Below are 18,980 nucleotides of genomic sequence, written 5' to 3'. Positions count from 1 at the left end.
TTCAGCGGCGTCGCACGATCCGCGCCATCCGCAGCAGCGCGGGTTCCAGCTCGGGTGCGCGGACGAGCGCGAGCACGCCGAAGCTGACGACCAGCACCACGATCCCGTGCACGCCCAGCGAGATCCACGCGCCCGCCAGGGGGTCGAACGGCCCGAACGCGCCGCGCAGCGCCCCCACCGCCGCCACCGAGCAACCACAGCCCAGCAGCGTGGCCGTCAGTGTGCGCAGGATGCCACCGAGGGTGTGCCAGCTGCGCAGCCGGCCGACGCGCCAGCGCAGCCAGAGCTGGCCGACCACGGCTCCGACCACGAAGCTCAGCGACATCGCCGCGGTCACCCCGATGACCAGATCGCGCGGGTCCAGCACCGCGAGCGCGACGTAGCACAGCGCGCTGCGCACGGCGACCATGACCAGGTTGATCCAGGTGGGCGTGCGCGCGTCCGTCAGCGCGTAGAACGCCCGCAGCTGCAGCATCGTGATGGCGAAGGGCACCACGCCCACCGCGGCGGCGGCCAGCGCCCAGCCGAGCCGGTCGGCCGCGGCGACGTCGCTGGCGCCGATCGAGAAGAACGCCACCCCGATCGGCGACCCGGCCACCACCAGCAGTCCGCTGACCGGCAGCAGCAGCACCGCGCTCATCCGGGTGCCCAGTGAGAGGTCGGCGACGAACCGGGGCGCGTCGCCGACCGCGGCGGCGCGGCTGATCCGCGGCATCAGCGCGGTCAGCAGCGACACCCCGAGCACGCCGTAGGGCACCTGGGACAGCAGCCACGCGTAGGTGAAGGTTGCCACGCTGCCGGCGGTGCCCTGCCCGGCGACGCGGATGATCACCACCATCCCCACCTGGCTGAGCACCGTGTACAGCACGACCCACCCGGCCAGGCCGCCGAACTCCGACAACCTGCGGTCCCAGCCCCACCGCCAGCGGAACCGGAACCCGGTGCGGCGCAGCGACACCGCCATGATCGCGGCCTGTGCGGCGATGCCCAGCGCGGTGCCGACGCCCAGCACGAGCAACTTCGGCTCCCCCATGCGCACCGGGTCGGTGGAGATCTCCCCGGGCACCAGGGCGTAGCCGGCCACCGCGACGATGACGACCAGGTTGTTGACCACGGGTGCCCACGCGGGGCTGGCGAACACGCCGCGCACGTTCAGCACCGCCTGCAGCAGCGCGGAAAGCCCGTAGCAGACGATCCCGGGCAGCATCAGGTAGGCAAACGCGGTGGTCAGTGCCGCGTTGGCCCGGGTGTCGGGCCCGAGGTAGAGGTGGGTGAGCAGGGGAGCGGCGGCCACCGCGACTGTGGTGGCCACGACCAGCAGCGCCACCCCCATGGTGATCATCCACTGCGCGTAGGACTCGCCCTGCCGCTCGCCCTCCTGCTGCGCCCGCACCAGCAGGGGCACGGCGATGCTGGTCAGCACCCCGCCGAGCAGCAGCTCGTTGACCACGGTCGGCAGCGTGTTGGCCACCGTGTACGAGTCGTTGACCACGCCCAGCCCGAGCACCGCCACCAGCAGCACCTTCGCCAGCAGGCCGCTGACCCGGCTCACGGCCGTGGCCACCGCCATCGCGCTGCTGGCGCGGGCCAGCGAGGTGCCGCGCACCCCGGGTTCCGCCTGGTCGACCACGTTCCTCCTCCGGTTCGATCAACGCATCTGCGCCGACCGTGCCACGGATGAGCCGAACCCGCGCGACGTCGCGACCCGATGCGTGGCAACCTGATCCGAAGCAGGGGAGCGGGGAGGTGCGCGGTGATCGTGCTCGGTGCGCTGCTGGTGGTGGCCGGGGTGGTCGTGGCCGTGGTGACCGGCGGCGAGGTCACCGGAGGGTGGTTGCTGCCGGTGGGTCTGATCGCGGCGGGCATCGGGACGCTGCTGGCCGGGGCCGTGGCGGCGGTCCGGCGCCGGATCCCGCCGCGGGCCGCGGTCCGCGCGCACCGGGCCGCACCGGTGGGCGGCCCGGTGCGGCGCGTCCGTGCCGTGCCCGCGATGCTCGCGTCGGCCGCGCGCGGGCGCAATCCCGCGCTGCCGCGCTACCAGCTGGCGCTGTGGCTGCTGGCGGTGGTGTACCTGGTGTCGCCGGTCGACTTCATCCCGGAGTTCCTGCCGCTGCTGGGCATCGGTGACGACATCGGCGTGGGCACCTGGTTGCTGACCAGCCTGTACGCCGAGGCGGGCAACCACCTCGCCGCCGAGCAGCGACGCCGCGAGGTGGACGCGGGCTAGTCAGCTCGCGCTCGGCACCGGTTCGACGGCGCGGCGGCGGCCGAGCAGCGCGTGGTCGATCGACCAGCGGCCGCCGTTGAAGCCCAGCGCCAGCGCCGCGACGCCGATGGCCAGCGGGAGCTCGAAGCCCATGGGGGCGAACAGGCCGTGGGGCAGGTGCACCAGCACGACCGCCCCTCCCATGGCGACGGCGACCAGCAACCCGACCAGCGGCAGTAGGAACCCCAGGATCATCAGCGCCCCGCCGATGAGCTCCACCAGCGCTACGTACCACGCGCTGACCGCCGGAAGCGGGATACCGAACTGGGCGAAGCCCTGGACGACTCCGCCCATCCCGATGTCGACGACCTTCTGCCACCCGTGCGCGAACAGGATGATCCCGATGCCGAGGCGGCCGACGAAGGCGAACAGATCGCGCAGGACGTTCATGGCTGACTCCCGTGTCCGCGTGCGGTAACCACCAGTGTGGTGGCCGTCCGCGCGGCCGTCATCCCGAAGCGAAAGCCTGCTGGACGCCCCCTCCCGCGGTGACCTGAGTTCAGCCCTTGAGCAGCTGCCGGGCCATGACCATGCGCTGGATCTGGTTGGTGCCCTCGTAGATCTGGGTGATCTTGGCGTCGCGCATCATCCGCTCGACAGGAAAGTCGCGGGTGTAGCCCGCACCGCCGAACAGCTGCACCGCATCGGTGGTGACCTCCATGGCCACGTCGGAGGCGAAGCACTTCGCCGCAGCGGAGATGAACCCCAGGTTCGGCTCGCCGCGTTCGGCGCGGGCCGCGGCGAGGTAGACCAGGTTCCGGGCGGCCTCGATCTTCATCGCCATGTCGGCGAGCATGAACTGCACGCCCTGGAAGTCGGCGATGGCCGTGCCGAACTGCTTGCGCTCCTTGACATAGGCCAGTGCGGCGTCCAGCGCGCCCTGCGCGATGCCGACGGCCTGCGCGCCGATGGTCGGCCGGGTGTGGTCGAGGGTGCGCAGCGCCGTCTTGAAGCCGGTGCCGGGTTCACCGATGATGCGGTCGGCCGGAATGGTGCAGTCCTCGAAGTACAGCTCGACGGTCGGGGAGCCCTTGATGCCGAGCTTCTTCTCCTTGGGGCCGACCACGAACCCGGGGTCGTCGGCGTGTACCACGAAGGCGCTGATGCCGTTGGCGCCCTTGTCCGGGTCGGTGACCGCCATGACGGTGTACCACGTCGACTCGCCGCCGTTGGTGATCCAGCACTTGCTGCCGTTGAGCACCCAGTGGTCGCCATCCAGCCGCGCCCGGGTCTTCATCGACGCCGCGTCCGAACCGGCCTCCCGCTCGGAGAGGGCGTAGGACGCGGTGGCCTCGCCGGCGGCGATCGAGGGCAGCACGAGCTTCTTCAGTTCCTCGGAGCCGGACAGCAGGATCGGCATGGTGCCGAGCTTGTTCACCGCCGGAATCAGTGACGAGGACGCGCAGACGCGGGCGACCTCCTCGATCACGATGCAGGTGGCCACCGAGTCGGCGCCCTGCCCGTCGTAGGCTTCCGGTACGTGCACCGCGGCGAAGCCGGCCCTGGCCAGGGCCTGCAACGCCTCCCGCGGGTAGCGCTCCTGCTCGTCGACCTCGGCGGCGTGCGGCGCGATCTCCTTCTCGGCCAGCGCGCGCACCGCCTCGCGCAGCGCTTCGTGCTCCTCGGCCAGCTGGTAGGTGCCGAAGTTCGGGTCCACCGGATGCCTCCTCGTTCCCGCCGGGTCGGATCGTTCGTCGTCCGCGACCGCGGACCTCCCCGTGTGCGGCCCATCGTAACGGCACTGAGTGCCATCGACAATCGTCTTCGGTGCTATATTCCGGCCATGTCCGAGTCGCCCAAGCCCCGTTCCGGCCGCACCGCGCACGGCCGCCGCCGGGTGCGCAGCGCCCTCGCGCTGGCCGCCATGGAGCTGTTCGCCGCGCAGGGTTTCGAGGCGACCACTGTGGATCAGATCGCTGACGCGGCGGGGGTGGGGCGGCGCACCTTCTTCCGGTACTTCCGCTCCAAGGAGGACGTCGTGTTCCCCGGGCACGACGAGCGCCTCGCGGAGGTGAAGGAGCACCTGGAGGCCGCCGACCGGAGCGCCGATCCGTTGCGGGTGCTGGCCGAGACCGCCGAGTTCGTCCTGGACATGTACCTGGCCGAACCGGAGGTTTCGCTGAAGCGGTTCGAGCTGACCCGCCAGGTTTCCGCCCTGCGCGACAAGGAGATCGCCAGCATCGACCGCTACCAGCGGGTCTTCGCCCGGTACCTGCGCGACCGCTGTGCCGGTGAGCCGTCGGGGGAGCTGCGTGCCGCGGTGGCGGCCGCGGCGGTGGTGGCCACGCACAACCACGTGCTGCGCCAGTGGCTGCGCAGTGGGGGAGAGCTGGACGCCAGGGCGGAGCTGCGCAGGGCCCTGGAGCAGGTGACGGCCGCGTTGGCGGGGCAGTGGTGCGCGGCCGAACCGGAGAGTGTGGTGGTGGGCGCGGTGGTGCGCACGAGCGCACCCGCGGGTGTGGTGCTCAAGCAGGTCGAGGACGCTCTGCGGGACCTGCCGCGCTGATGCAGCGGCACTCAGTGCCGATCAATGGCGTCCGCGTCGGGTTTTTTGATTACTATTGTTTCAGTGTGGATTAAAAGTAATCCTACGCCTCGGCAACACATCGAAAATCAGGATGCGTGACGAGGACTTCCTCCGGTAGAAGTCTCGGATACCGCCGGTCGCCGTCGCGCAGACGTCGCCCGCCCCGACAGCAAGGACATCCCGTGACCGACTGGATCACCACCGCCATCGACTCCCGCCTGCTGCGCGGAGCCATCGACGTGGAGCCAACCGCGCGCGGCGTGCTACCGCACCGGCTGCCCGCCTGGGCGCGGAAGCAGTTCCCGGACGAGTACCTGGGCATGATGGAGTCCCAGCCCTCCGGGGTGCGGCTGGCGTTCCGCACCTCGGCCACCGCCATCGAGCTGGACGTACTCCGCACGAAGACCGTCTACCAGGGCGCCCCGACGCCGCCGGACGGCGCGTACGACCTGCTGGTCGACGGCCGCCGGGCGGGCCGGGCCGCCGCGACCGGCGGCAACGTCCGCACCGTCGACATGATCACCCGGTGCGCGGTCACCCGGCCCGGCCCGCCCGGTACGGTCCGGTTCGCCGACCTGCCACCCGGGGGGAAGGACGTCGAGATCTGGCTGCCGTACGCGGAGATCACCGAGTTGATCGCCCTACGCACCGACGCGCCGGTCGAAGCGGCGCCGGACCACGGCCGCCGGGTGTGGCTGCACCACGGCAGTTCGATCAGCCACGGCTCCCGCGCCGACAGCCCGACCGGGACGTGGCCGGCGCTGGCGGCTGTCCGCAGTGGCGTGGAGCTGATCAACCTCGGGTTCGGTGGCAACGCCCTGCTCGACCCGTTCGTCGCGCGAACCATGCGGGACACTCCCGCCGACCTGATCAGCGTCAAGATCGGCATCAACCTGGTCGGCTCTGACCTGATGCGGCTGCGCGCTTTCGGCCCGGCCGTGCACGGCTTCCTCGACACCGTCCGCGACGGGCATCCCACGACGCCGCTGCTGGTTGTCTCGCCCGTCCTGTGCCCCATCTTCGAGGACACCCCGGGGCCGGGGGCACCGGACCTCGACGGCGGGCGGGTGCGGTTCCGGGCGACCGGTGATCCGGCGGAGCGCTCCAGCGGGAAGCTGACGCTCACCGCCATTCGCGAGGAGCTCTCCCGCATCGTGGAACAGCGGGCGGTGGACGACCCGGACCTGCACTACCTCGACGGCCGTTCGCTCTACGGCGAGTCGGATTTCGCCGAGCTGCCGCTGCCCGACGGGATCCACCCGGACGCCGTCGGGCAGTGCCGCATCGGGGAACGCTTCGCGCAGCTCGCCTTCGGCGGCGCCTTCGCCGGGGCGTCGTCCCGGTAGCAGTCGAGCTGCGCGCACTGGCGAAGCGGTTGCCTGCCGCGAGTCGTCGGCGGTTCGGCGACGTCGACGAGGTTCCCGCATCCCGGGTCAGGTCGTGAGCTCGCGGACCCGCCGGATGACCGGGGCGAAGGTGTCCATGTAGGGGCCATGCACCGTGTAGTGCGTGAAGCCGTAGCGCTCCCGGTTGCGTAGCACCTGGTCGGCCAGTTCGTCGACGCTGCCGATGAGTGCGAACGGCGTGTCGAGGAGTTCGTCGACGCTCATCGCGGACCCGAACCGGGCCACTGCCTGCTCTGCGGCCGCGCGGCGGTCGTCGGTCACCACGACCAGCTGGGTCAGCACGTGCCACTCCAGCTGGTCAGCGCGGTCGCCGGCCTGGTCGCGGACGTAGCGGATCCGGTCGTCGGCCTCCTCGGCGGTGCCGATGCGCATCGTGCCCGGGGGAGCGCCCTTGATCTGGTAGGCCCCGGCGATGCCGACGATGTCGGCGGTTTCGGCGGCGATCCGCAGGATCCGGTCCCCGGTGCCGCCGACGAGCAGCGGTGGCCCGTAGCCGCCGAAACCGCGACGTTGCACCGGTCGCAGGACGGGGATGCCGAAGGCATCCCGCAGCGCGGCCTGCTGCTCGTAGCCGTCGGCGGCGAACAGGCGGGTGAGCTCGTCGATCGTGTCGCGCAGCCGTTGCGCCCGTGCGCCGAACGGTTTCCAGGGGATGCGGGCCTCGTCGTACTCCCACTTCATGTGACCGGCGCCGAGGCCGACCTCCAGGCGGCCACCGGTGAGCACGTCGGCGGTGGCGATCTCGCGGGCGAGCAGGGCCGGGTTCCAGAAGGGCGTGTTGAGCACGAGGGTGCCGACGCGGAGCCGCTCGGTGGCGTTGGCGGCGGCGACCAGGGCTGGGAACGGGGCAGGGAGGCCGAGGTGGTCGGCGGCGAGGACCGCGTCGTAGCCGTGCTGTTCGGCGCGGCGGCAGGTCTCGGCGAAGGACGAGTCCACACCGACGATGGTGTAGGAGAAGCGGAAATCCCTCATGCGATCACGGTGCCGCGGGACGGGGTCGGGGTGCCAGCGCATCAGCCCACGGTGAACGGACCACTCAGGTCATTGGCATCTATTATTTCAGTGTTGAGTGAAGCCGCGTACTTGGTGGGGTATCCATCCGCAAAACAGATTCGATCACGAAAGAGGCTCCGACGGGTCAAGTGGCCAGCCCGGCGCCGCGGCTGCGCCGCGGCGCCGGGCTGCGGTCGGCCATCGGCGCGGTCAGTCGTAGCCGCGGATGACGTGGCTTTCGTCGAAGTCGTCGAAGTCCTCGGGGTCCGGGGTGGTAGGGGGCTGTTCGGTGCGGTCCTGGGTGGGGATGTCGATCGCATGGGGAACGAGGGAGCTGATTCGCTGCTGCGGGACCGTGAAGTGCTCGGAAAGCGTCATGATCTGCTCCTCCTGGGGCGGGGATTGCCTGATAGTGCTTCGGTGTGACGCTGATCGCATGGGAGCACACCGGTTCCGCGGGCCAGAATCGCCCGGTTGAGCAGGCGGAACTTCGGAGTGCAATTGCTTCTATTGCTTCAGTGTCAACTGAAATTCAATACTCACCACACCACTGAAGCACATAACCCACGGAAATCCGCTCAGGACGCCGGTGTCAGGCGCCGACCGGTGCGAGGGCCCATGTAGCGGCCGGCGTCGACGACGGTGCGTCCGGCCTGGCACACCCAGGCAATGCCGATGGGCGGCCGCAGCGGGTCCTGGTAGTCGCCGACGTCGATAACCGCGTCCGGGTCGATCGCCACCAGGTCGGCGACCAGGCCGGGCGCGATGCGGCCACGGTCGGGGACGCCGAAGATCCGCGCGGGCAGGTCGGTCATGCGGCGGACCGCCTCGGGCAGGGACAGCAGTCGCAGTTCCCGGCAGTAGCGGCCGAGAACGCGGGGGAAGGTGCCGGTGAGCCGCGGGTGGGGTTTTCCGCCGGTGCCCGGGGGCAGGCCGTCGGAGCCGATCGCGGTGCGCGGGTCGGCCATGGCGAGCCGGAGGTCGTCCTCGTGCATCGAGAAGCTGATCATCGAGGCACGCAGCCGTTCGTCCGCCAGGATGTCGATCAGTTCGTCGACAGGGGCGCGGCCGTTGGCTTGGGCGAGTTCGGCGAGGGTGCGTCCTTCGTGGCGGTGGCTGGCGGTGCTGGCGATGAGGATGCGGTCCCAGCGGGTGTTGTCGAGGGCTTCGGCGAGTTCGGTGCGGTGGCTGGTCAGGCGGGTCAGGATCTCGTCGGTGGTGCCGACGAGGTAGCTGCTGGGCAGGGTGGCGGTGAGCATCGTGGAGGAGGCGGTGTAGGGGTAGACGTCCTGGGTGACGTCGTGGCCGTCGTCGAGCGCCTGGTGGATGCGGTCCAGCGCGGTGCTCATCCGTCCCCAGTTGTGTGGCTGGGTGACCTTGAGGTGGGACAGGTGGGTGCGGCCGGCGGTGGCGCCGATGCGGAGTGCTTCGTCGATGGCGTCGAGCAGGTGGTCGCCTTCGTCGCGTAGGTGTGTGACGTAGCGGCCGGTGCCACCGAGGACTTCGGCGAGGGCGAGGAGTTCGTCGGTGGTCGAGTACACCGCGGGTGGGTAGATCAGTCCGGTCGACAGGCCGAACGCGCCGGCTGCCATGCCTTCTTCGAGTGCGGTGCGCATGGTGCGCAGGGCGTCGTCGTCGGGTGCGGCGTCGGTCATGCCGGTGGCGGCGATGCGCAGGGTGCCGTGGCCGATGAGGGGGCACTGGTTGGTGACGTAACCGGCGGCGTCGGTGGTGGCGAAGAGGTCGTGGACGCTGTTCCAGGTGGCGTCGAGGGGTGGGAAGAGACGTTGCAGGAAGGTGTCGAGGGTGTCGGCGTGAGTGGTGCTGCGGGGTGCGAGGCTGAAGCCGCAGTTGCCGACGATCTCGGTGGTGACGCCCTGGAGAATCTTGGTGGTGTCGTCGGTGGGGAGCAGGGGTGCGTTGTCGGCGTGGGAGTGGGCGTCGATGAAGCCGGGGGCGAGGACGAGTCCGGTGAGGTCGCGGTGGGGTGCGTCGGTGGTGAGGGTGCCGGGTGGTTCGACAGCGGTGATGCGGTCGCCGGTGAGCAGGACGTCGGCGGGGCGCAGGGGTGTGCCGGTGCCGTCGGCGAGGAGTGCCCCGGTGAGCAGTTCGGTGCTGGTCATCGGTGGTGTCCTCCCCGGGGTGCCGGTGGACGCCGATCCCGCGGAGCTGGCGGGGTGGGTCCACAGCGGATCGCTGGTGCGGTCGCGTGGGGTGGTGGAAGTCGAGGTTCGGGACGCGTGCGTGGTTGTCGCGGGTGCTGTGCGGTGCCCGCGGTGGGGTGGCGGTGCGGTGGGGCCGCATCGCCGGGGGTGGCGGTGGGTCAGGTCAGCAGGCCGGGGACGCCGGGGGTGGTGCGGCGTCGGCGGAGCCAGACCTTGCGTGTCCCGTCGGAGTAGAGCAGCACTCGGGACAGTTCCCAGCCAGAGAATTCGGCGTGGATGGCGAGTTGGGTCGCTGCGCTCCACCGGGTGATTCCGGGTGGGAGGCGCAGCGGCCGGTACTCCCAGTCCTGGTCGCTGTCGAGTCCTTCCGTGTGGGTGTTCATGGTTTCACCACCTGGTATCCGGCGCCGTTGGCGGAGGCGATGTAGAGGGTGCCGGTGTCGGGGTCGACTGCGATGGAGTTGGGTTGGCTGATGGTGGGCAGCCGGTGGGTTTCGGTGGGTTCTCCTCCGGCGATGTCGTAGCCGACGAGTTCGTTGGTCGCGGTGAGGGTGACCCAGGCGAGGTTGCGGGTGGGGTCGTAGGCGATGGCGTAGGGGGCTCCGGGGACGGGGTAGCGCTGTTTCATGATCAGCGGTCCGGCGGAGAAGGCGAGGTATTCCTGGCCGCGGGTGTCGATGGTGAGGATGCGGCCGTAGCGGTCGGTGGTGGCGTTGGTGGCGCCTTCGCCGGCGCGGAGTCCGGCGCCTTTGTCGCCGGTGGTGGGGTTGATGGGGGTGATGGCGGTGGTGAGGCGGTCGAGGATGTGGAGGTGGCCGCCAGCGGTGAGCAGTTGCGCGGGGCCCTTGAGTCCGGTGGTGGTGGCGGTGGGAGTGCCGTCGGTGAGGATGGTGACGCTGGCGGGGTTGCGTAGGGCGACGGCGGTGCGGTGGGGGTCGAGGTCGAGGGCGTCGACGGGGCCGCCGGTGACGGGGGTGGTATGGGTGGTGGCGGTGCGCAGGTCGATGCGGGTGATCTGGTTGCTGTCGGGCAGGGCGGCGAGGGCTCGGCCTGCTTCGGCGCGGAGTGCGGCGGGTGGGCTGGGCAGGTCGATGCTGCGTTGGGCGCCGGTGGTGGTGTCGATGAGCAGGAGGGTGCGGCCGGTGGCGAGCGCGAGGGTGTGGGTGTCGCGGTCGTAGGCGGTGAGTTGCACCGGAGGTGCTGGGTGGACGGTGCCGACGGGTGGGGTGGTGGTGGGGGGTGAGGTGGCGGGGGTGGCGGCGGTGAGGGTGTCGGTCACCTGGAGGGGGTCGCTGGTGGTGTCGATGCCGCAGCCGGTGAGTAGCAGGGCGGCGGACAGGTAGGTGGTGACCAGACGACGCAACGAGTGCCTCCTCGGTGTTGCTCGCCCGCGGGTGCGGGTGCTCCCTTCCAGCATCCCTGATTGGCGGTGGGTGGGTTTTTGAGGGTGCCACGTGGTGTGGGGTGCGGGAATGGGTTGGGGTGGGGTTTCCTCCGATGGGCGTCAGGGCTGGGTGGGGTTGCGTTCGGGGTAGCTGCGTTGGGGGGCGCTGATGTCGTCGAGGGCGGCGCGGATGGCGGGTGGCAGGGTGAGGTCTTCGGTGGCGAGGGCGGTTTTGAGTTGGGTGGTGGTGCGGGCGCCGACGACGGGGGCGGTGACGCCGGGGCGGTCGCGGACCCAGGCGAGGGCGACGTGGGCGGGGGTGGTGCCGAGGCCGTCGGCTGCGGTGAGGACGGCGTGGACGATGCGGGCGGCGCGTTCGGTGCGGTGATGTTCGACGTAGCTGGCGTAGTGGTGGGTGGCGCCGCGGGAGTCGGGTGGGGTGGCGTTGCGGTATTTGCCGGTGAGGACGCCGCGGCCGAGGGGGGCCCAGGCGAGGATGCCGAGGCCGTGGTGGTGGGCGGCGGGGGTGACTTCGCGTTCGATGCCGCGTTCGAGTAGGGAGTATTCGACCTGGGTGGAGATCAGGGGGGTGCGGGTGGGGTGGGCGTTTTGGTGGGTGGCGGCGGTGGCGAGTTGCCAACCGGAGTAGTTGGAGATGCCGGCGTAGCGGACTTTGCCGGTGGTGACGGCGGTGTCGAGGGCGGCGAGTGTTTCGTCGAGGGGGACGGTGGGGTCCCAGGCGTGGAGTTGCCAGAGGTCGATGTGGTCGACGCGCAGTCGGCGGAGGGAGCCGTCGAGGGCGGTGAGCAGGGCGCCGCGGGAGGCGCCGCCGCCGAAGGGGCCGGGGGTGCGGCGGGCGACGGCTTTGGTGGCCAGGATGATGTCGTTGCGGGGGATGTGGGTGGTGAGTAGGTCGCCGAGGATTTGTTCGCTGTGGCCGTCCTGGTAGACGTCGGCGGTGTCGACGAGGGTGCCGCCGGCTTCGTGGAAGGTGGTCAGCTGGTGGGCGGCTTCGTCGGCGTCGGTGTCCAGTCCCCAGGTCATGGTGCCCAGGGCGAGGCGGGAGACGCGGAGGCCGCTGCGGCCGAGCTGTCGGTGTTCCACGGTGGCTGAGGGTATTCGTTGTGGCGGGTGCGGCTGGTGAGGTGGGCACGGCGGGTCTGGGGTGTTGCGGATCACAGCTGCCGGGTTGGGTGGTGGCGGTGGTTGCGCTGGGTGATCGGATGGTGGCTGACCTGCGGTGATGCGGGTCGGCGGGGCGGGCGTGTCACTGGCGGGAGGGATGCTGCAAGATCTGTGGCTACCGGCCGTGGGCCTGGGTGCACAGTTTTTCGTGATCGTGCTGGAGTGGATTTCGTTGTCGTGGTTGCAGGCCATGGTGTTGGCCGTGGTCCAGGGGCTCACCGAGTTCCTTCCGATTTCGTCGTCGGGGCATCTGAGCATCGTGTCGAAGTTGTTCTTCGGCGATGATGCGGGCGCGTCGTTCACCGCGGTGACGCAGATCGGGACCGAGCTGGCGGTGTTGATCTACTTCGCGGGGGACATCGGTCGGCTGGTGGCGGTGTGGTTCCGCGGGTTGTTTGACGCGCGGGTGCGGCGGACGCAGGATTACCGGCTGGCGTGGTATGTGATCGTGGGCAGTCTGCCGATCGGGGTTCTGGGGTTGTTGTTCCAGGACTACATCCGCTCGACGTTGCGGAGTCTGTGGATCACGGGTGCGACGTTGATCGTGTTCGGTGTGCTGATGGGGTTGGCCGAGCGGTTCGGTCGGCAGCTTCGGGGGCAGGACCGGTTGCGGTTGCGGGACGGTGTGTTGATGGGGTTCGCGCAGTCGTTGGCGTTGATTCCGGGTGTGTCGCGGTCGGGTGGCACGATCACGGCGGGTCTGGCGTTGGGGTTGGACCGGCCGACGGCGGTGCGGTTTTCGTTCCTGCTGGCGATTCCGGCGGTGTTCGCGGCGGGTGTGTCGGAGATTCCGCACGTGTTCGAGCCGAGCCCGTACGGGTTGCAGCCGACGGTTGCGCAGATGGTGGTGGCCACGGTGGTGGCCGGGGTGATCGGGTATGCGGTGATCGCGTGGTTGTTGCGGTTCGTGCAGCGGCACAGCGTGTACTTGTTCGTGTGGTACCGGATCGTGCTGGGTGTGCTGCTGTTTGCGTTGCTGGGGTTCGGGGTCGTGCAGCCCTGAGGTGGTGACCGGCGGTTTCGCGGCCCGTGCCCGGATGGGTGCGGGCCGTGTTCTCGTTGTGGCGGGGGTGGGCCTACCCTCGGCGGACGTGGCGACTCTCATCCTGTTGCGGCATGCGCGGTCGGCGGCCAATGGTGCCGGGACGTTGGCGGGGCGGACTGCTGGTGTGGGGTTGGACGATGCGGGGGCGGCGCAGGCGGCTGGGCTGCCGGAGCGGTTGGCGGGGGTTCCGGTGGAGCGGATCGTGGTGTCGCCGTTGCAGCGGTGCCGGGAGACCGTGGCGGGGTTGGCGCGGGTGCGCGGGTTGACGCCGGTGGTGGAGGAGGCGTTGACCGAGGTGGATTACGGGGAGTGGACCGGCCGCAAGCTCAGCGAGCTGGTGGAGGAGCCGTTGTGGAAGGTGGTGCAGCAGCACCCGTCGGCGGTGGTGTTTCCCGGTGGTGAGGGGTTGGCGCAGGTGCAGGCGCGGGCGGTGGCGGCGGTGCGGGCGGTGGACCGGTCGTTGCCGGTGGATGCGGTGTGGGTGGCCTGCACGCACGGGGATGTGATCAAGTCGGTGCTGGCGGACGCGTTGGGGCTGCATCTGGATGCGTTCCAGCGGATTGTGGTGGATCCGTGTTCGGTGAGCGTGGTGCGTTACACCGAGACGCGGCCGTTTGTGCTGCGGGTCAATGACACGGGTGGGGATGTGTCGGGGTTGTTGCCGCCGCGGGAGGCGGCGTCGGATGCCGTGGTGGGTGGTTCGACGGGTTCGGGTGGGGCCTGAGCCGGTTTTCGTGGTGGATGGCCCTGGCTGGGGGCGGTTGCTCAGTTGCGGAGTTCGACGATGTGGCGGGGGCTGGCGGCGGGCAGCAGGTGTTGGGTGCCGCCGGCGTAGCGGACGAGGACCTGCTGGTGGTGGGCGGGGGTGACCTGGTCGACGATGCCGACCGGGCCGATCGGGCCGTAAAGGCGGACGGCTTCGCCGGGCAGTAGTTCGGCGGCGGGGGCGCGGCCGAGGTTGCGGGCGGCGGAGGCGGGCCGGATCCACCGGATTGTGGCGTACCAGGTGGTGAAGGTGGCGGCGGGCAGGGCGAGCGTCAGCCAGGTGGCGAGGTCGATCAGCGCCAGGCCGAGTGCGGCGCCGGTGAGCAGGGCCCACACGCCGGAGCTGATGGGCCAGGGGCCGAGTTGCAGCCAGCCGGTGGTGCGGATGGTGCCGTCGGGTTGGCTGCCGCGGGCGGGTGGCTGGGGGTCGAGGTCGTCGTCGAGGTCGATGCTGTGGCGGGTGTCGTCGGCGGCGAGCTTGCCGAGGGGTTCGCGGGCGAGGTCGGCGCGGGTGCGGGCGGGCAGTTCGACGGTGTCGTCAGTCAGCGGCGGGGTCTCGGGCTGTGGTGGTGTGGTGGTGGTCAGCGGCTGGTCCGGTTGGGTGGGGTGGGGGGTGAGCAGGGCGCGCAGCATGCGGACCTCCATGCTGCGGCGGTGTCCGCAGTGTGGGCAGGTCATGGCCACGCCGGTGGGGGCGTCGGGGTCGTTGGTGGTGGTCAGTGGGCCGTGCCCGTGGGGGCAGCGGGGCGCGTGGGGGCCGGTTTCCAGCAGGCGCAGGGCGCTGGCGTGGTGCCGGTCGGTGGCGTGGGCGTCGTCGTCAGGTCGGTTCACCATTGCGTGGTCCACCTCAGCTTGCCGTTGTCGTCGGGTGCGCAGGTCGCTGCGGCGCCTTCCTGGGTGCGGGCGAGGTCGCCTTCGCGTTGGCAGGGCTGTCCTTCGGTGACCACGGGGACCCGGTCGTCGTGGGGGGCGCGGTGGGGACGGTCGTCGTCATCGTCGTCGGGGGTGGTGGTTCGGGTCGGTCGGATGGTGGTCGTGGCGGTGGTGCGGGCGGGGCTGGGGGTGTCCGTGGGGGTGATTGTCGTCGTGGTGGTGGGCGTCGGGGTGCTGCTGCTCGTGGCGCGTGGGGATGGGGTGGTGGTCGTGGTTTCCGATGCCGATGCGGGTGGGGGTGTGGTGGTGGGTGCCAGGTACGCGGGGGAGGGGGCGGGTGGTGGGGGCGCGAGGCTGGTGGTGTGGTCGGTGGGCACGGCGCTGAAGGCTGCCGCGCCGGTGGCGGTCAGCAGGGCGGCTGCGGGCAGCAGGCGTGCGGCGAGGGGGCTTTTCCACCACCAGCGGAGCAGCAGGGCGGGGCGTTCGGCAGGCAAGTTGAGAACTCCGTTCGTGTGTGCCGTGTGCTGTGCGTTTCCCCGACCCAGCTGGCGAATCGTAGCGAATTTCGTCATGGAACTGTGTCGTGGCGGTGGTCGCGCGGGGGTGTTGTCGGTGGTTTTTCGCCAGCGCAGCACGCGGTGCCGCGGGTTGTGTGATCTCCGTCGCAGGGTGTGGTTGTGGTGGTGGCGGCGACGGGAAACGCATGCGCGGACACGTGGAGTGCGCGTCGTGTTCCTCGGTTGTGGACAGTCCACAGTGGACGTCGAAGCGCTGCGCGCCGTGGCGCTGGGGAGTGTGGGTGTCAGGCGGTGAGGCGTTGCCTGTCGGCCTGGGCGGCGGCGACTTCGGCGCGCAGCTGGTCCAGGGACACTCCGAGCGCGTCGGCCACGGCGGCGACGGTGAAGAACGCCGGGGTGGGGATGCGGCCTTTTTCGATCTTGCGGAGGGTCTCGGTGGAGATGCCCGAGGCTGCGGCGATCTCGACCATGCTGCGCTCGCCCCGGGCGCGTCGCAGCGCCTGGCCGAGCAGTTCGCCCCGTTGCCGTTCCTGGTCGTTCAGCGGCACACGCACCATGACCGTGATAGTAATATCGGTATAGTTATTGGGTCCACTGGTATGGGGAGACACGCGTGATCGAACTCAAGACCGCCACCGAGATCGCCGCGCTGCGCGAAGCGGGCCGCATCGTCGCCCAGGCGCTGCACGCCGCGCGCAAGCACGCCGCCCCCGGGGTGCGGCTTGTCGAACTCGACGAGGTGGCCCGCGCCGTGATCACCGACGCCGGCGCCCGACCGGTGTTCGAGGGCTACCAGCCCTCCTGGGCGCCCGGCCCGTTCCCCGGCGCCATCTGCGCGTCGGTCAACGACGCCGTCGTCCACGGCATCCCCGGCCGCCGCGCACTCGTCGACGGCGACCTGGTCAGCATCGACTGCGGCGCGCGGCTGGATGGCTGGGTCGGTGATGCGGCCATCACCTTCAGCGTCGGCGTCCCCAGCGCCGAGGACGAGCAGCTGACCGCCACCGCCGCCCAGGCCCTGGCCGACGGCATCGCCGCGGCCCGCCCCGGCGGCCGCATCGGCGACATCGCCCGCGCCATCGGCGTCCTCGGCCGCAGCGCCGGCTACGGCATCCCGCGCGCGCTGGGCGGGCATGGCGTCGGCCGCGACATGCACGAAGCGCCGTTCGTGCCCAACGACGGGCCCGCCGGGCGCGGCGCTCCGCTGCGGCCCGGCCTGGTACTGGCCATCGAGCCGATGTTTCTGGCCGGTGGCCGCGACGACGTGCGCACCGGGCCCGACGGCTGGACGGTGCACACCGCCGACGGCAGCCGCGCCGCCCACGTCGAGCACACCATCGCCATCACCGCCGACGGCCCCCAGGTGCTCACCGAACTGTGAACCGCGGGTGGATCCGGTTCGTCCGCCCGCGGACCGAACCGAACGGGGCTTGGGACTGCATGATCGACACCACACCCGGGCATAGCCGCGGGGCCGGGATAATGGGCGGCGCACGCCAGCTTCGCGCCGTCCGAGGAAGTGATGAAAAAACACTTCGCCTTCGTCAGCATGCCCGCCGCCGGCCACGTCAACCCCACCCTGCCGCTGGTGGAGGAACTGCTGCGCCGCGGCCACCGCGTCAGCTACGCCGTCGGCCGCGACATGGTGCCCGCGGTGGCCGCCACCGGCGCCGACGTCGTGCCGCTGCCCACCGAAATACCGCCGATGCCGCCCAACGCCGGGTTCTCCCCGCAACGCATCGAGACGATGATGCGGTTCTTCGCCGACGACCTGCGCACCTGCCTGCCGCTTCTGCGGCAGCATTTCCGCGACGCCGCACCAGATGCGGTGTGCTTCGACGTGATGACCGTGCTCGGCCGCATGCTGGCCGAACTGCTCGCCGTGCCGGAAATCGCATTGGTGCCCAGTTTCGCCAGCCACGAGCAGTTCTCGCTGCGCGACGTCATCGCCCCGCGGATGCACCTGCCCACCGAGCCGTTCACCGCCATGGCCGAACGCATCCAGCAGGTCGCCGACGAGTTCGGCGTGCGGGCCGACAACCCGTTCACCGCGCGCCCGGCCGCGCTGAACCTGGTGTTCCTGCCGCGGGAGTTCCAGCTGGCCGGCGACACCTTCGACGAGCGGTTCCGTTTCCTCGGGCCGCTGCTGGGCCAGCGCGCCGACCAGCACTGGCAGCCCCGCGACCCGCACGCCCCGCTGCTGCTGGTGTCGCTGGGCACCGCGTTCAACAACCGCCCGGACTTCTACCGGATGTGCCTGGCGGCCTTCGCCGACGAACCCTGGCAGGTGGCGATGTCGATCGGGCGGGCCGTCGACGTGGCCGAACTCGGCCCGATCCCGGACAACTTCGAGGTCGCCGCGTCCCTGCCGCAACCGGCGGTGCTGCGCCACGCCACCGCGTTTTTGTCGCACACCGGCATGAACTCCACTATGGAGTCGCTGGCGCTGGGGGTGCCGCTGATCGCCGTGCCGCAGATGCCCGAACAGGCCGCCAACGCCGCGCGGGTGGCCGAACTCGGCCTCGGCCGCCACCTCGACCCGGACACCCTGACCGCCGATCAGCTGCGTGCCGCGGTTGCCGATGTCGCCGCTGATGCGGGCATCCGCGCGAACCTCGAGCGCATGCGGCGGGTCATCGGCGAGTGCGGTGGCGCGGTCGCCGGGGCCGACGCCCTGGAGGCGCACCTGTCCTAGGGGTCAGCGCGCCCGGGTGGCCACCGGGACGGCCAGCACGGCCAGCACCACCGCGACACCGAACACGGCCAGGTAGGCCGACGCGGGGGAGACCGCCAGCACCGCGGCGAACAGTGTGCCGGTGACCGCCAGCACCGCGGTGGTGAACAACGACTCGCTCAACTGCAGCGCCGAGCTGTTTGCCCCCTGCTCGTGCGGCTCGGACAGGCGCAACGTCAACGTCGACAGCACCGGGTGCACCAGGCCCATGCCCACCGCCATCGCCGCCAGCCCGGCGATGCACACCGCCAGGGGCACCAGCGCGGACACCGACGCGGTCACCGCGGCAGAGCCCGCCACCAGCAGCGCCGCGGCCACCACCGGCACGCGCTGCTGCGCCGGGATGCGGGCCTGTGCCCACGACCCGGCCATCCAGCCGACGGCGCTGGTGGCCAGCACCAGTCCGGCCGCGGTGGGCGACAGGCCGCGCTCGTGCGACAACAACAGCGGGATGAACACCTCCACCGCCGAGAACGCCGCTCCCGCCACTCCCCGCAGGGCCACCGCGCTGGCCAGACCCGGCCGTGCCCGCAGCGTGCCGGCGGGCAGCAGCCGCGGCGCGAAGACCACCAGCGCCGCCAGACCCGCGGTCATCAGCACCACCGCCAGCGCACCGGACTGCTGGCCGCCGGAGTGCAGCAGCAGCGCCCCCACCGCGGCCCCCACCGCCCACAGTGGACGCCCCCGGGGCGCCGGCTGATGACCGCGCGGCCGCGACAGGCCCCGCAGGCTCGGGTTGACCAGCGCGAACGCCGGGACCGTCAGCGCCGCGGTCGCCCAAAACACCCACCGCCAACCGGCCTGCTCCACCAGCAGTCCGGCCAGCAGCGGCCCGGCGATCGACGGCAGCAGCCACGCCCCGGCCAGCAACCCGAAAAACCGCGCCTGTAGCCCCTGCGGCAACCGGTGACCGACCACGACATACAGCGCCACCGAGATCAACCCGCCGCCCAGGCCCTGCACCACACGGCCGAGTACCAGCAGCCACATCTGGGGGGGTGTTCCTATGGTTTTGTCAAGCGGCGGCTGGGGGTGCCGGGGGTTGGGTTGTGGGGCGGGTTGGCTGGTAGAGGGTCTTGTTGCGGAGCATGGCGAACAGGACGTCGCAGCGTCGGCGGG

The 18,980-nt window shown here is 71.0% G+C and carries 20 protein-coding genes; 7 read left to right on the top strand and 13 right to left on the bottom strand.

Annotation, left to right across the window (positions count from 1 at the left end):
• Nucleotide 1: 1 nt before the first annotated feature.
• A complete protein-coding gene (gene murJ, locus IEY17_RS14925) occupies nt 2-1,630 on the bottom strand; it encodes a murein biosynthesis integral membrane protein MurJ (RefSeq protein ID WP_188988088.1) in 1,629 nt (542 codons plus the stop codon).
• 123 nt (nt 1,631-1,753) lie between these two features.
• On the opposite strand from murJ, the gene IEY17_RS14920 reads away from it, so the two are divergent.
• Nucleotides 1,754-2,227 carry a YkvA family protein gene (locus tag IEY17_RS14920; protein ID WP_188988086.1) on the top strand — a complete coding sequence of 158 codons (474 nt, stop codon included), beginning with the start codon at nt 1,754-1,756 and terminating at the stop codon, nt 2,225-2,227.
• Here the strand turns inward: IEY17_RS14920 and IEY17_RS14915 are convergent, their stop codons facing one another.
• Nucleotides 2,228-2,656 (bottom strand): DoxX family protein, encoded by a 429-nt coding sequence (locus IEY17_RS14915; RefSeq protein ID WP_188988084.1) that lies wholly within the window; start codon nt 2,654-2,656, stop codon nt 2,228-2,230. It abuts the gene before it with no gap.
• Nucleotides 2,657-2,765: 109 nt separating this feature from the next.
• Entirely contained in the window at nt 2,766-3,923 is a 1,158-nt protein-coding gene (locus tag IEY17_RS14910; protein WP_188988082.1) for an acyl-CoA dehydrogenase, read from the bottom strand.
• A 126-nt stretch (nt 3,924-4,049) separates the two neighbouring features.
• On the opposite strand from IEY17_RS14910, the gene IEY17_RS14905 reads away from it, so the two are divergent.
• On the top strand, nt 4,050-4,772 hold the full coding sequence (locus IEY17_RS14905) for a TetR family transcriptional regulator (RefSeq protein ID WP_188988080.1): 723 nt from the start codon (nt 4,050-4,052) through the stop codon (nt 4,770-4,772).
• 203 nt (nt 4,773-4,975) lie between these two features.
• Entirely contained in the window at nt 4,976-6,139 is a 1,164-nt protein-coding gene (locus IEY17_RS14900; protein ID WP_188988078.1) for an SGNH/GDSL hydrolase family protein, read from the top strand.
• Nucleotides 6,140-6,226: 87 nt separating this feature from the next.
• Here the strand turns inward: IEY17_RS14900 and IEY17_RS14895 are convergent, their stop codons facing one another.
• The 6 genes from IEY17_RS14895 to IEY17_RS14870 form a co-directional block, all read right to left on the bottom strand.
• Complete coding sequence (locus IEY17_RS14895) at nt 6,227-7,171, bottom strand: TIGR03621 family F420-dependent LLM class oxidoreductase (RefSeq protein WP_188988076.1); 945 nt, start codon at nt 7,169-7,171, stop codon at nt 6,227-6,229.
• A gap of 231 nt (nt 7,172-7,402) precedes the next feature.
• Complete coding sequence (locus IEY17_RS14890) at nt 7,403-7,570, bottom strand: hypothetical protein (RefSeq protein WP_188988074.1); 168 nt, start codon at nt 7,568-7,570, stop codon at nt 7,403-7,405.
• A 200-nt stretch (nt 7,571-7,770) separates the two neighbouring features.
• Nucleotides 7,771-9,315: an N-acyl-D-amino-acid deacylase family protein gene (locus IEY17_RS14885; RefSeq protein ID WP_188988072.1), complete on the bottom strand. Its 1,545-nt coding sequence runs from the start codon at nt 9,313-9,315 to the stop codon at nt 7,771-7,773.
• Nucleotides 9,316-9,515: 200 nt separating this feature from the next.
• Nucleotides 9,516-9,740, bottom strand: coding sequence for a DUF5703 family protein (locus IEY17_RS14880; protein WP_188988070.1), 225 nt, complete (start codon nt 9,738-9,740; stop codon nt 9,516-9,518).
• Entirely contained in the window at nt 9,737-10,720 is a 984-nt protein-coding gene (locus IEY17_RS14875) for a YncE family protein (RefSeq protein ID WP_188988068.1), read from the bottom strand. Before IEY17_RS14875 ends, IEY17_RS14880 begins: the two co-directional genes overlap by 4 nt.
• Before the next feature lie 141 nt (nt 10,721-10,861).
• Nucleotides 10,862-11,845 (bottom strand): aldo/keto reductase, encoded by a 984-nt coding sequence (locus IEY17_RS14870; RefSeq protein ID WP_188988066.1) that lies wholly within the window; start codon nt 11,843-11,845, stop codon nt 10,862-10,864.
• 253 nt (nt 11,846-12,098) lie between these two features.
• Between IEY17_RS14870 and IEY17_RS14865 the strand changes: the two genes are divergently transcribed.
• Nucleotides 12,099-12,929, top strand: coding sequence for an undecaprenyl-diphosphate phosphatase (locus IEY17_RS14865; protein WP_268240359.1), 831 nt, complete (start codon nt 12,099-12,101; stop codon nt 12,927-12,929).
• 88 nt (nt 12,930-13,017) lie between these two features.
• Complete coding sequence (locus IEY17_RS14860; protein ID WP_188988064.1) at nt 13,018-13,695, top strand: MSMEG_4193 family putative phosphomutase; 678 nt, start codon at nt 13,018-13,020, stop codon at nt 13,693-13,695.
• 41 nt (nt 13,696-13,736) lie between these two features.
• Here the strand turns inward: IEY17_RS14860 and IEY17_RS14855 are convergent, their stop codons facing one another.
• The 3 genes from IEY17_RS14855 to IEY17_RS14845 form a co-directional block, all read right to left on the bottom strand.
• Entirely contained in the window at nt 13,737-14,570 is an 834-nt protein-coding gene (locus tag IEY17_RS14855; protein WP_188988062.1) for a hypothetical protein, read from the bottom strand.
• Complete coding sequence (locus tag IEY17_RS14850; protein ID WP_188988060.1) at nt 14,564-15,103, bottom strand: hypothetical protein; 540 nt, start codon at nt 15,101-15,103, stop codon at nt 14,564-14,566. The genes IEY17_RS14855 and IEY17_RS14850 overlap by 7 nt, the downstream gene beginning before the upstream one ends.
• Nucleotides 15,104-15,411: 308 nt before the next feature.
• Entirely contained in the window at nt 15,412-15,684 is a 273-nt protein-coding gene (locus IEY17_RS14845; RefSeq protein ID WP_188988058.1) for a helix-turn-helix domain-containing protein, read from the bottom strand.
• A gap of 56 nt (nt 15,685-15,740) precedes the next feature.
• On the opposite strand from IEY17_RS14845, the gene map reads away from it, so the two are divergent.
• A complete protein-coding gene (gene map / locus IEY17_RS14840; RefSeq protein ID WP_188988056.1) occupies nt 15,741-16,508 on the top strand; it encodes a type I methionyl aminopeptidase in 768 nt (255 codons plus the stop codon).
• 141 nt (nt 16,509-16,649) lie between these two features.
• A complete protein-coding gene (locus IEY17_RS14835) occupies nt 16,650-17,822 on the top strand; it encodes a macrolide family glycosyltransferase (protein ID WP_188988053.1) in 1,173 nt (390 codons plus the stop codon).
• A gap of 3 nt (nt 17,823-17,825) precedes the next feature.
• Here the strand turns inward: IEY17_RS14835 and IEY17_RS14830 are convergent, their stop codons facing one another.
• Nucleotides 17,826-18,851, bottom strand: coding sequence for an MFS transporter (locus IEY17_RS14830; protein WP_188988051.1), 1,026 nt, complete (start codon nt 18,849-18,851; stop codon nt 17,826-17,828).
• Nucleotides 18,852-18,980 lie beyond the last annotated feature (129 nt).

It is taken from the genome of Saccharopolyspora thermophila, assembly GCF_014646075.1.
In the GTDB taxonomy this organism is placed as follows: domain Bacteria; phylum Actinomycetota; class Actinomycetes; order Mycobacteriales; family Pseudonocardiaceae; genus Saccharopolyspora; species Saccharopolyspora thermophila.
The sequence above is the reverse complement of the archived record's forward strand: the minus strand, read 5'-3'. Positions and strand labels throughout refer to the sequence as shown.